At 55.8% G+C, this 13,410-nt stretch carries 7 protein-coding genes; all 7 read left to right on the top strand.

Annotation, left to right across the window (positions count from 1 at the left end; translation table 11 throughout):
* Positions 1 to 79: 79 nt before the first annotated feature.
* The 7 genes from VHE34_RS24000 to VHE34_RS23970 are packed head-to-tail and all read left to right on the top strand — an operon-like array spanning position 80 to position 13,409.
* Positions 80 to 658 carry a DUF3826 domain-containing protein gene (locus VHE34_RS24000; protein WP_325592663.1) on the top strand — a complete coding sequence of 193 codons (579 nt, stop codon included), beginning with the start codon at positions 80 to 82 and terminating at the stop codon, positions 656 to 658.
* Positions 659 to 674: 16 nt separating this feature from the next.
* Complete coding sequence (locus tag VHE34_RS23995) at positions 675 to 3,902, top strand: SusC/RagA family TonB-linked outer membrane protein (protein ID WP_325592661.1); 3,228 nt, start codon at positions 675 to 677, stop codon at positions 3,900 to 3,902.
* 19 nt (positions 3,903 to 3,921) lie between these two features.
* Positions 3,922 to 5,736: a RagB/SusD family nutrient uptake outer membrane protein gene (locus VHE34_RS23990; RefSeq protein WP_325592660.1), complete on the top strand. Its 1,815-nt coding sequence runs from the start codon at positions 3,922 to 3,924 to the stop codon at positions 5,734 to 5,736.
* 46 nt (positions 5,737 to 5,782) lie between these two features.
* Positions 5,783 to 7,423, top strand: a complete 1,641-nt coding sequence (locus VHE34_RS23985; protein ID WP_325592658.1) for a polysaccharide lyase — start codon at positions 5,783 to 5,785, stop codon at positions 7,421 to 7,423.
* Positions 7,424 to 7,427: 4 nt separating this feature from the next.
* Complete coding sequence (locus VHE34_RS23980; protein ID WP_325592656.1) at positions 7,428 to 11,774, top strand: DUF6298 domain-containing protein; 4,347 nt, start codon at positions 7,428 to 7,430, stop codon at positions 11,772 to 11,774.
* A complete protein-coding gene (locus tag VHE34_RS23975) occupies positions 11,771 to 12,703 on the top strand; it encodes a glycoside hydrolase family 43 protein (RefSeq protein WP_325592654.1) in 933 nt (310 codons plus the stop codon). Before VHE34_RS23980 ends, VHE34_RS23975 begins: the two co-directional genes overlap by 4 nt.
* Entirely contained in the window at positions 12,675 to 13,409 is a 735-nt protein-coding gene (locus VHE34_RS23970) for an SGNH/GDSL hydrolase family protein (RefSeq protein WP_325592652.1), read from the top strand. Before VHE34_RS23975 ends, VHE34_RS23970 begins: the two co-directional genes overlap by 29 nt.
* The last annotated feature ends 1 nt before the right edge of the window (position 13,410 follow it).

The raw sequence follows: 13,410 nt of genomic DNA, 5'->3' as shown, positions 1-13,410 counted from the left end.
CAACTCAGTTAAACCTTACATTGTTTCCCCCTCCCGCCCCCTGTACCTTTAAATTCCAACACTTAAACGGTTAAGACATATGAAGGTCAGCTTGCTTGCTATGGGTATCGCCCTCCTACAATTCACTTTCTCTCCCGTCTACGCCAGCAAGACTGCCGCGACAGCTTCATACGAAGACACCGCCTACCTCCGGGTGATCACCGAACGCGCAGGGAAGATCGTAACAGCCCTCGGTCTCCCCGATTCCGCCACCTTCCTTCGCGTCCGTACCATCGTCGCCAACCAATACCGCGACCTCAATGCCGTGTACACGGACAGGGATAGTGGTAAGATCGTCCAGCAAGACGTCGATGCAAAAATTGCAAAACTTCATACCGCTTACCTCGAAAAATTGGCAACGGAGCTGACCCCACAACAGATCGACAAGGTGAAAGACGGCATGACCTACGGCGTTGTCCAGGTCACCTATCGCGCCTATAACCAACAGCTACCGAACTTGAACGACAAACAAAAAGCCTACATCCTGTCCACATTGATCGAAGCCCGCGAACACGCAATGGACGCCGAATCCTCAAAGAAGAAACACGAGTGGTTCGGCAAATACAAAGGCCGGATCAACAACTACCTCTCCGCCCAGGGGATCAGTATGAAAAAGTAGAAAAACTAAATGCCATATGACAGTAAAGCGATTGCTAAGATCCTCACTCATTCTGCTGCTCGTGTGTTTGCATCACTCGATGCTCTACGCGCAGAAAAAGACCGTAGTTGGTCATGTTTATAACAAAGAAACCAAAGAACCGATGATGGGGGTTACCGTCGCGGTCAAAGGGACAACGACGGCGGTCATCACGGACAACAATGGCTATTTCGCCATCAACCCGCCTGCGAGAATGAAAGAAGTATACCTCACCTTCTCCTACATCGGCTTCGGCAGCATGAGTGTCAGGGTCGACTCTACGGCGCCCCTGGCAGTAAATATGTCCACCACCAACAAATCCATGGACGACGTCATCGTCGTGGGCTACGGCACGCAGAAGCGATCGAATGTTCTGGGTTCCGTCTCCGTCGTATCCGGTAAAGAACTGGAAGATATCCCCGCGGTGAATATGTCCACCTCCCTGATCAATACCGTTCCCGGAGTGGGGGTGAGCCAGACCTCGGGTAAGCCGGGCGCCACTACCAACCTGACCATCCGCGGGGCCACGACCTTCGCCACCGGCGGCTCGACAAATCCCCTGTATGTTATCGATGGACTCGTTCCCATCATCTCCGCCTCCGGGTCGGTCGATCCCACTGGCAAAACAGCCTTCGACCTGCTCGACCCTTCCGAGGTGGAAAGCATCACCTTCCTGAAGGACGCTGCGGCCACAATATATGGCGCCCGCGGCGCAAACGGGGTCGTACTGGTCACTACCAAAAGAGGCCGCCCGGGAAAACCCCGTGTCAGCTACTCCGGATCTTACATCTACGAGAATGCCTCCAAAGTACCGAAGATGATCGACGGCTATGACCAGGCCCTGCTGCTGAACAACTGGGTGCAAAACTATGATCCCTATAAGGTTGTCCGGACCGAGATCTATACTCAGCAGGAACTGGATTCCATCCGGTACAGAACGCATAACAAACGCAACATGTGGTTCGACAGATCCTGGAAACCCGGCTATGCCACCCGTCACAACGTCAGCGTCAGCGGCGGCTCCGATAAGATCACCCTTTTCGCAGGCGGCAACTACTACAACGAGATCGGCAACCTGCCCGAGGACACGCACAACAAATATGGCATTCAATTGGGCGCCAATGCCAAGGTCACCGATGACCTGACCGTGGATGTCACCCTGGGTTACGACGTCGGCTATAACAACCAACCCGTTCCAAAAGGGATCACCACCACCGACCAGGCCGACCAGGAGAACGGGTATGTTGGCAGCCTGCTGCAAACGCCCGGTTTTATACCCGAAACATCCGGTGGAAAGCCCTTCTACAACAGCCCGACCAAATTCAATCCGCTTCCTTTCACCGCGTCCCGGTCCTATACGCATGACAATTCCGAGACGTTCAATGTCAACCTCTCCGTCAATTATAAGATACCCTTCATCAAGGGACTCACCGTCCACGGACAGTATGGCCGGAACACCTACAATGACTTCTCCAAACAATGGTTCGTTCCTTATCTCGCCTATAACTTCAAATCGCCGGGCGTACACACCAACAAGACCGCAGGCGGCGCCAATACGCCCACGAGTACACAGAATGTGATGTACTATGACACGGTAAGCTCCGTTCAAAAGGTCACGAATAGCGATCAACTAGCCGAATACTATAACAATTCCAAGAACTGGCAGGCTACCGAAGGCATCCAATATGCACGGGTATGGGGGAAACACAACCTCGATGTTGCAGTCTACGCCGAACAGGCCCAGACACTGGGACAATATCTCAAATCTTATCGCCAGACCCAGGTAATCCCTGGCGTCGACCAATACTTCGCCTATTCGGCCAACAGCGCCAACTGGGATGCCGAAGGGTACCAGACCTCCACAGGCCGGGCAAGCTACCTGGGCCGCCTGTCTTATACCTACAATGATAAGTATATGCTCCAGGCTGCCTTCCGGGATGATGCCTCGCCGCAATTCCCGACCGAACATCAATGGGGCTTCTTCCCTTCCGTATCGGTGGGCTGGCTCGCATCCAACGAAGATTGGTGGCAAAAATTCGCACCGGGGATCAACGATTTCAAGGTTCGCCTCAACATCGGCCTGACAGGGAATGACGCTACTTCCTCGTTCTCCTGGTCCCAGGTCTACTCCGCCTCCAATCCCATCGGCTATCTCTTTGGCAACACAGGGCAATATGGGGCCAACGGCCTGCAGACGACGGTGGTGCCGAACCCCGAGATCACCTGGGAACGCGCCCTCATGAAAGACCTGGGTTTCGACGGCACCTTTGCCAACCGCAAATTCCATTTCACGGTTGACCTCTGGTACAAACACCAATACGATATGTTGGATATCCCCACCGCCTCCGTGCCCAATACCTTCGGCGGCAGCATCGCCAACTTCAACTACGGCATCCTCAACTCCTGGGGCGATGAGTTCCAGATCGGCTACAATGGCCGCATCAACAAGGACTGGTCGGTCTTCGCTACCGTCAACTTCGGCTTTGCCATTGCCGGGAACAACAAGGTCATCCGAACCTATTACAGCACAGGTACCGATACGGGCTATAAATATCCCATCGGGAAACCCACCGATCTGGGCATCAGCGGCTATAGATCGACAGGTATCGTACGCTCGCAGGACGAGGTCAATGCCTGGTACGCCAAGCACCCCGGTTGGACGATCAACGGCGACTCCCTTCGTCCCGGCGATCTCAACTTCGTCGACGTGAACGGCGACGGCGTTATCGATGCCAATGACCAAACGCAGATCGCCAAACACTCCAACAGCATCGCCAGCTTCGGGTATATCCTGGGTGCGCAATGGAAAGGACTCCGGATCTCGACAAACATCGCCCTCACGCTGGGTGGCAAACGGGTCCTGAGCAAGGTGGACATCAATCCGCCTACAAAGGACGCCGCCGGGCTGGATATGTGGAAGCATTCTTATACGGCCTGGAAGACGGATGCAACCCTGCCCGCCATTTATGCGCCATTCGCCAACCAGGCATCCACCTTCTGGCTGCGGGACAACACCTCGTTATACGTCAACAACCTCCAACTATCCTGGTCGTTGCCGAAGGCTTTCGTCGGCAGGTACAAGATCCCGGAAGCACGCGTCTACCTGACTGGGATGAATCTCTGGACCATCATCAATCCAACCCCATACCGGGACCCGCGATCAGGTGAGATCACCGACTACCCGATCCTGCGCACCTGGACCTTCGGATTGAATGTAAATCTGTAGAACTATAAAAGTAGAAAAAATGAAAAAGACGATTGCATATATATTCCTGGCGTTGACGGTTCTTGCCGGCGGCTCCTGCACCAAACATATCCTCGACAAGGTGAACTTCAACGGCCTCCCTGCCGATCAGGTCTGGTCCGATACCACCCTGGCAAACCTCTATCTGAACTCCTTGTACAATGTCGTTATGCCGCTGTGGCCGGCTAACGATAACGCCAATACCTTTCCCTCATCGTTCCACAACACCAGCGATGAAAGCAACGGTGGAACCACGACGCTCCTGCAGGGCAAGCTGACCAGCGAATCCGTCACCGACTTCTTTGCATCGGGTACGGCCGGCGCCTATCCTTATATGCGGCGGATCAATATGCTCCTGGCCAACATCGACAACTATGGCCTGAAACCCAGCCAGACCGCAGTCATCAAGGCCCAGGCCTACTTCCTGCGGGCCTATATCTACTTCGATCTGTTGAAGATATATGGTGGGATTCCCTATATCACAAAGCCCGAGGACTGGATCGCCGACTCCCTCAACGTCGCGCGAACCCCCACCTCTGCCTGTGTCGACAGCATTGTGGCCGATCTTAACCATTGCTCGGTACTCCCGGCATCCTGGCCTGCAACGGACTTCGGCCGGATCACCCGCGGCGCGGCGCTGGCCTTCAAGGCAAGGGTGCTGCTGACCTGGGCCAGCCCTCAATTCAACCCCCAGAACGATCCGTCCCGCTGGCAGACGGCCTATACCGCCGCTCAGCACGCCTATGACACCTGCACCCTCGATGGCTATGGCCTTTATTCCAACTTCTCCCGAATCGCCCTCGACATTTCAAATGGAGCCAACCACGAACCCATCCTCTTTCGCCCCTTCAACGGCGTCAATGCCAGCGGGAACCAGTATGAAAGTTATGATAATGTGACCCGGCCGTATTCTCAGTCGGCGGGCAGCGGGGGCACCACCAACAACCCCACCTGGAACCTGGTATCGGCCTTTCCGATGAAGGATGGCTATCCCATCACGGCGGCCTCCTCCACCATACCCTATGATTCCGTATATTACTGGAAGAACAGGGATCCCCGGTTCTACGCCACCATCGTATACAATGGGGCCGTCTACGGTCTGGGTAACACTCCCGGTCGCAAACAATGGATGTATACCAATATCACTGTCGACAAAGGCCATGTTACCGCCACCGGCTTCTATTGTCGCAAGAACATCGATACTACGCAATCCGCGGTAAATTCCCAATACGGCAAAACTTTCTGGGTCGAACTTCGCTTCGCGGAGGTGATGATGAACCTGGCCGAGTGCGCAAATATGACCGGCAACCAGGCCCAGGCCTATACTTTGTTGGAGCAGATCCGGAAAAGGGCCGGCATCACCGCTAACGCAGACGGACTCTATGGCCTGCAGGCAGGCATGAGCCAGGGTCAGATGCAAACCGCCATCCTTAACGAGCGCGAGGTGGAATTCGCGTTTGAAGGCAAACGCTATGATGATCTCCGGCGTACCCGCACCTTTGACCAATTGAACGGCAGTTATCGTCAGCAGATGGTCGTTGCGTTCAAATCAACCTATAAAGTCTCCGATATGGAAAAGGTCAATGCAACTACCGGCATCGCCCCGGTCGACACGATCAATGTCAACGGTCCGGATTATACAAAGTACTTTACACACACGATCGTTCCGATCACTAACGAGAACCCGATCAACTTCCTGACCATCTACTATGCCTATGCCATCCCGTCCAGCAATATCAGCAAGGAACCGGCCATGCAGCAGACCATCGGCTGGTTGTATGCTGGCGGCATGGGCACCTTTGATCCGACGAAATAAACCAAACCGGACGGAGTCCGGTTCAAAAACAAATAGTGCTATAAAAATGGAAAAAAGAATTTTTTCGATCGTAACCCTCGCGGCAGTCTTAAGCATCGCGATGCCGGCCGTTGCCCAGTACCCAACGATCCCCGACGACGTCAAAGCTCAGTCTGAGGCCCTATTAAAAGAGACCTACCGGCGCAGCGATTCCGCCTGGCAGGTCGCCTGGCCCATAGTCGACAACGATGCAAAACACGGCAAACCCTATATTCCCTGGGCCGCAAGACCTACCGATCTCCCACAGTCATCCCTCCTCGCCTTCCCCGGCGCTGAGGGTGGGGGAGCCCACAGCTTCGGCGGTCATGGAGGAAAGGTGCTGGTGGTAACCAGCTTGGAAGACTCCGGTCCCGGCACTCTCCGCTGGGCCGTTGAACAAGGCGGAGCACGGATCGTGGTCTTCAACGTGGCCGGGATCATCCACCTGAAAAGCCCGATCATCCTCCGTGCTCCCTATATCACGATCGAAGGCCAGTCCGCACCCGGTGATGGCATCTGCATCGCCGGCGAATCCTTTTGGGTCAATACCCACGACGTCATCATCCGCTATATGCGTTTCCGCAGGGGTGAGACCAACGTAGGCCGACGCGACGACGCCTTGGGCGGTAACCCGGTAGGCAACATTATCGTAGACCACACGTCCACCTCCTGGGGACTCGACGAAAATTTCTCAATGTATCGTCATATGTTCGATCCCGGCGACGGCTCTAAGGAAGAAAAGCTGGGAACGGTGAATATCACGATTCAGAACTGTATCTCAGCCGAATCCCTTGACACCTGGAACCATGCCTTCGGCACGACGATGGGTGGCGAGAACTGCATGCTGGTCCGTAATCTCTGGGCCGATAACACCGGCCGCAATCCCTCCATCGGGTGGAACGGCGTGTTCAACTTCGTCAACAACGTCGTCTTCAACTGGCATCATCGCAGCATGGACGGCGGCGACTACACCAGTCTCTTCAACATCATCAACAACTATTTCAAGCCTGGCCCCGTCACTCCCAGGAACGAGAACGTGGGGCACCGCATCCTCAAACCCGAAACCGGCCGCAGCAAGTTAAAAGAGCTTCATTTCGGGCGCGCCTATGTCAACGGGAATATTATGGACGGGTATCCCGAGATCACAAAGGATAACTGGAACGGCGGCGTACAGATCGGTGAAGAGAAGGACGCCGGTGTCTACAAGGACTATATGAAGGTGGATAAACCCTTCCCCATGCCTCCCGTAACGATCCTGCCCGCAGAACAGGCCTACCGGTTCGTCCTGGCCAATGTCGGCGCCACCCTTCCGCACCGCGATGCCGTCGACGCACGCGTGGTCGAACAGGTGAGGACGGGTAAAATAACTTATAAAGACGTGAATACGGATACGCTTCCGCAGTTCCATGTTCGTAAATTGCCAAAGGATTCGTACAAGTTGGGCATCATTACCGAGGTCTTCGAGGTAGGGGGGTACCCTAACTACCAGGGTAAACCCTATAAGGATTCGGACAACGACGGTCTGCCCGATGAGTACGAGACCGGCCACGGCCTCAACCCTAAGGACCCTACCGACTCCGCAAAACCCGCAAAAGACGGCAGCGGTTATAGCAACATCGAGGTCTGGCTCAATACGATAGCAAAAAAAGGTGAACAGTCTCTAAAATAGGACCATGCGATTATCCGCAATTGTATTCGCAACCCTGCTGCCCTTTTGGTCGGTAGCACAGAAGAAACAGAAACCACCCGAACCGCCACCTCCCGTGGCTGTCAAAGGAGGCCACCTGGTCTACACCCCCGACGACCGGGGCGACCGCATACCGGACTTCTCCTACAGCGGCTACAAAGGCGGGGATAGCACGATACCCGATGCCCCCATCCGCGTCACCGTTCCTCAAAAGGACGGTGACGCGACTTTTCGGGTTCAGGCTGCACTTGATTACGTAGGGAGTCTCCCTGCTGACAAAAATGGAATCCGCGGCGCCGTGTTACTCCAGGCTGGCGCCTATAACATCTCAGGCAGCCTGCTGATCCGCCACAGCGGCGTCGTCCTCCGCGGTAGCGGCATGGGGGAGAACGGCACAATCCTCCGGGCCACCGGCCACGATCGCCGTACCCTTATCCGCATCGTTGGTCGAAACGACCGGCAGACAACAAAAGAAGTCGCAATCGCCGACGGCTACGTGCCCGTCAATGCCCGTCATTTCCGCCTCGCCGAAGCCGATGCCTTCCGGCAAGGGGATCACATCCTCATCCACCGGCCTTCGACAGAAGACTGGATAAAGCAGTTAGGGATGGAAACCTTCGGCGGCGGCATCTCCGCTCTAGGCTGGAAACCGGGACAACGCGATATCTTTTGGGATCGGGTCGTCACCGCTGTCGACGGTGACGGCATCACCATCGACGCCCCGGTCACGACGGCCCTCGATTCGGCCTTCGGTGGTGCCCAGGTAGCCGTCTATCGATGGCCGGGCCGTATCGAACAGGTAGGGGTCGAAAATCTCCGTTGCGTCTCCGACTATGACCGGCAGAATCCAAAGGACGAAGCCCACAGCTGGATGGCCATCACCATCGAGAACACCCGCGACGCCTGGGTCCGCCAGGTCATCGCCGAACATTTTGCTGGTTCCGCCGTCTTTGTCCTGAACACCGCAAGCCGCATTACCGTACAGGATTGCAAATATCTCGCGCCGGTATCGGAGATCGGTGGTCAGCGCCGTAACGCCTTCCTCACCGAAGGCGGCCAAACGCTGTTCCAGCGCTTGTATTCCGAACGCGCCTTCCATGATTTCGCCGTCGGCTTCTGCGCTCCGGGGCCCAATGCCTTTGTCCAATGTCAATCGTATTATCCTTACAATATCAGCGGCGCCATCGATAGCTGGGCCTCCGGCGTCCTCTTCGACGTGGTCAACATCGACGCGCAAACACTCAGCTTTGCCAATCGCGAACAGGATGGCCAGGGTGCCGGCTGGTGCGCTGCCAACAGCCTTTTCTGGAACTGTACTGCCGCTCGCATCAACTGTTACCGTCCACCGGGTGCTGAGAACTGGTCTTATGGCTCCTGGGCGCAGTTTGGCGGCGACGGCTATTGGAACCAATCGAATGCGACTCTTCAACCCCGCAGCTTCTTCTACGCTCAACTGGCGGACCGCCTCGGCGCTGAAGCGGCGAAACGGGGCGAGATCCTGCCTGTCGAGAACGAAGCAAGCAGCAGCCCGACCGTCGCACAGGCAAAAGCTCTCACCGAATGGTCGGTAAGACCGCGCGTCCAGATGACAACATGGATCGACCAGGCGGCTCAACGCGATCCGATCGCCACAATTGCCGGCAACGTCCCCTCCATCGACAGGCTCAACCCCAAAACACCCCTCCATACGCCCCAAGTTCCACCCCTTCATATCCTAAACGGATGGCTCGTCCGCGGCAACACCATCCAAACTGGCAGACGTTACGAGGAGCCGTGGTGGAACGGCTCCTCTCGCTCCTATGGCCTCGAAGAGGCCAAACCCGCCATCACCCGTTGGGTTCCCGGCCGCGTCGGCAGGGGGCTCACCGACGACCTGGACGCCCTCACCGATACCATGCAAGCCAGGCACGTGGTGGCCCTGGATCACAACTACGGCCTTTGGTACGATCGCCGCCGCGATGACCACGAACGCGTTCGCCGCGCCGATGGAGATGTATGGCCGCCCTTCTACGAGTTGCCGTTCAAACGCAGTGGTAAAGACACCGCCTGGGACGGCCTTAGCAAATACGATCTGACAACTTACAATCCCTGGTATTGGGATCGGCTCAAACGATTCGCCGATCTGGCCGATGAGAAGGGAATGGTCCTGATCCATCAGAATTATTTTCAGCATAATATCATCGAGGCCGGCGCCCACAATGCCGACTTCCCCTGGCGGCCGGCCAATAACATCAACAACACCGGCTTCCCCGAACCTACTCCCTATGCCGGCGATAAACGGGTCTTTCTCGCCGGGCAGTTTTACGACACCGCCAATCCCGCCCGGCACGACCTGCATCGCGCTTTTATCCGCCAGTGCCTCGATAACTTCACCGGCAACACCGGGGTCATCCAGCTCATCAGCGCAGAATATACCGGACCGTTGAATTTCACACGATTTTGGCTCGATGTGATCCGGCAGTGGGAGGCGGAAAAAGGTCATAAAGAGCTTATCGGTCTCAGCACAACAAAAGATGTTCAAGACTCTATCCTTGCCGATCCCATCCGGGCTGCTGCCGTCGATCTCATCGACATCCGCTACTGGTACTACCAGGAAGACGGAAAAGCCTATGCGCCGCTGGGTGGGCAGAACCTGGCTCCCCGCCAGCACGAACGCCTGCTGAAACCCAAACGGCCATCCTTCGAACAGATATACCGGGCGGTAAAGGAATACCGGACAAAATACCCGGCAAAAGCTGTGATCTATTCCGCCGAAGGCGAGAACATGGGCTGGGCCGTCTTCATGGCCGGCGGCAGCCTTGCAAATATCCCCGTCGTCAGCGATCCGCATTTCCTCATGGCGGCCACCTCGATGAGTCCCGCGGGCAACTATGTGCTTTCCGGGCCTAACGGTTATATCGTTTATGCCACCGGAAACACCTCGATCGAACTCGCCCCCGGGACCTATTTCGTTCACCGCATCCATCCGGACGGACAGGCAGAAAAAAACATCGACAAAATTGAAGGCGGCAAAGCCGCCTCACTCGAAACCCCGGGAACCACCATCTTTTGGCTGGAGAAACAGCCTCTGTCCTTGATCCGCATATCCCAGGATAAACATTTTCTTCAAACGGAAAAAGGTGAGCCCTTCTTCTGGCTGGGCGACACAGGCTGGCTCCTCCTCACCAAACTTACGACTCCGGAAGCCGTAAGCTATTTCACCGACCGTCAGGCCAAGGGATTCAATGTCATCCAGGTAATGCTGCTCCATGGACTCAACGACACGGATATCTATGGGGACTCGGCCTTGCACAACAGGAACATCGCTACGCCCGCCGAAGCATATTGGCGGCACCTGGATTCCATCGTCGATCTCGCCGGTTCAAAGCGTCTCTATCTTGCCCTCGTCCCGGTGTGGGGTGGGGTGGTAAAAGCCGCAAAGACAACCACCGCACAGGCACAGGCCTACGCCTCTTTTCTCGCACACCGCTATAAAGACAGATCGAACATTATTTGGATCAACGGAGGGGATATAAAAGGCTCAGACTATGAAGCCGTCTGGAATACCATCGGCGCCACCCTAAAGTCTGAAGATGCCAATCATCTCATCACCTTCCATCCGCGCGGCCGGGCCTCCTCCTCCTTCTGGTTCCAACAGCAATCCTGGCTGGATTTCAACAGCGTACAGTCCGGTCATCGCAGCTATGAACAGGACACCTCCCGTGATGATCCGCGCTACGGCGAAGACAACTGGCGCTATATAGAAGCCGACTATAAGCGGACCCCGGCGCGACCCGTGCTCGATGCCGAACCCTCGTACGAACAGATCCCCCACGGCCTTCATGACACCAGCCAACCGCGTTGGACCGCCGACGATGTCCGGCGCTACGCTTACTGGTCGGTCTTTGCCGGGGCCTGCGGATTCACCTATGGTGATAACTCGGTCATGCAAATGCGACGGCCTACCGACAAGAGCAACGCCTACGGGGCCCGCACACCCTGGTTCCAGGCCATCAACGATCCCGGCGCAGGCCAGATGATCCATCTGAAAAAGTTAATGCTCTCCCGGCCCTATTTCGATCGGGTCCCCGATCCGTCCCTCATCGCGGATCAGGGCAAACGCTACGACTACATCGTCGCCACCCGCGGCAAGGACTATGCCTTCATTTATACTTACACAGGCCGGACCTTCGGGATCAACCCGTTCGCCGAACACCTTACAGCCTCCTGGTACAACCCGCGCACCGGCGAAACGACCTCCCTGGGAGCCGTCCGTTCCAACACCTTCGATCCGCCGGGCGAACCCCACCCCGGAAACGACTGGGTCCTCATTCTCGACAAGATTACCGAATGAAGCAAACGCAGTTCATCATAGTAGCCCTTCTCTTCCTCGCGTCCTGCAAGCCGGCAAAGGATGTCTATCTCTTTACCTCGTTCCGCGAACCGGCCGTCGACGGCCTCTTCTTCCTCTACAGCAATGACGGCTATCGCTGGACCGACCTGGGCGGCTCCTGGCTGAAACCGGCGATCGGCGAAAAGAAGTTGATGCGCGATCCTTCGATGGCCCAGGGACCCGATGGAGTATGGCATCTCGTCTGGACAAGCGGCTGGAACGGCGACAAAGGCTTCGGCTATGCCTCCTCAAAGGATCTCATCCATTGGAGCGAACAACAGTTCATTCCCGTCATGCGCCAGGAACAAGACGCTTTTAATGTGTGGGCCCCGGAGATCTTTTACCAGAAGGACAGTGCACAGTTCGTTATCGTTTGGGCGACGACCATTCCCTTCCGCTTTCCAAAAGGCCAGGAGGATGAGAAGAACAATCACCGGCTATATTGTACCACCACCAGGGATTTTGTCACGTTTACCCCGACACGCCTCTATTACGATCCGGGGTATAGTGTCATCGATGCCACCGTCGTTCAGCGAGGACCAAAGGATTTCGTCCTTGTTTTTAAAGACAACACCCGGCTGCAACGGAATATAAAAGTCGCCTTCGGGGCCAGTGCCGCGGGCCCCTGGCACGATGATTCACAGTCGTTCACACCGGAGTTCACGGAAGGACCTACCGTCGCAAAAGTGAAGGATCAATATCTTATTTATTTCGACAGTTACCGCGCAAAGAAATACGGCGCGGTAAAGACCACCGATTTCAAGACCTTTACGGACGCCTCCGGCGAGGTCTCCGTCCCCGTCGGACACAAACACGGCACCATCGTCATGACGGATAAAAGAACCATTAAAAGATTACAGCATGAGCACAAGTCGCAGGACCTTCATTAAAACGGCCTCCCTGGGGAGCCTTCTGGCTGTCAATATGCCCGAAATCGCATCTGCCAAAAAAATCAGCTTATCCAATGATGATATTATCGTCTTCCAGGGTGATAGCATCACCGACTCCCATCGGAAAAGAGATGATAACACCCCTAACAGCCCTGCTGCCCTCGGCACCGGTTACCCGTTCCTCGCCGCCGCCGACCTGCTCAACCGCTATCCCCAAAAACAACTGAAGATCTACAACAGAGGGGTCAGCGGGAATAAGGTCTATCAGCTCGCCGATCGCTGGCAGGCCGATTGCCTCGATCTGAAACCCACGGTTCTCAGTGTCCTCGTCGGGGTCAACGATTTCTGGCATACCCTCGTCAATGGCTATACGGGAACGATAAAGACCTATCGGGATGACTATAAAGCCCTTCTCGACCGGACAAAAAAACAGCTCCCCGACATCAAACTCATCATCGGTGAACCCTACGCCGTCAAAGGCATAAAAGCGGTCGACGATAAATGGTATCCTGCGTTCAACGACTATCGCCAGGCTGCCCGCGAAATAGCCGAAAGCTTTGGCGCCATCTTTATCCCCTACCAGGAGATTTACGATAAGGCCCAAAGATCGGCCCCGGGTTCCTATTGGACCTTCGACGGCGTCCATCCCACCCTCGCCGGCGCCCGGCTGATGGCGGAAGCCTGGTTGCAAACCGTAAAAGGATAAC

The organism is Puia sp., assembly GCF_035546395.1.
Taxonomy (GTDB): Bacteria; Bacteroidota; Bacteroidia; order Chitinophagales; family Chitinophagaceae; genus Puia.
Note: the sequence above shows the minus strand (reverse complement) of the source record. Positions and strands in the feature narration are given on the sequence as shown.

Bases quoted from the DNA above. Each gene is read 5' to 3' on its own strand.
- VHE34_RS24000 (WP_325592663.1), top strand. From the start codon at position 80: ATGAAGGTCAGCTTGCTTGCTATGGGTATCGCCCTCCTACAATTCACT.
- VHE34_RS23995 (WP_325592661.1), top strand. From the start codon at position 675: ATGACAGTAAAGCGATTGCTAAGATCCTCACTCATTCTGCTGCTCGTG.
- VHE34_RS23990 (WP_325592660.1), top strand. From the start codon at position 3,922: ATGAAAAAGACGATTGCATATATATTCCTGGCGTTGACGGTTCTTGCC.
- VHE34_RS23985 (WP_325592658.1), top strand. From the start codon at position 5,783: ATGGAAAAAAGAATTTTTTCGATCGTAACCCTCGCGGCAGTCTTAAGC.
- VHE34_RS23980 (WP_325592656.1), top strand. From the start codon at position 7,428: ATGCGATTATCCGCAATTGTATTCGCAACCCTGCTGCCCTTTTGGTCG.
- VHE34_RS23975 (WP_325592654.1), top strand. From the start codon at position 11,771: ATGAAGCAAACGCAGTTCATCATAGTAGCCCTTCTCTTCCTCGCGTCC.
- VHE34_RS23970 (WP_325592652.1), top strand. From the start codon at position 12,675: ATGAGCACAAGTCGCAGGACCTTCATTAAAACGGCCTCCCTGGGGAGC.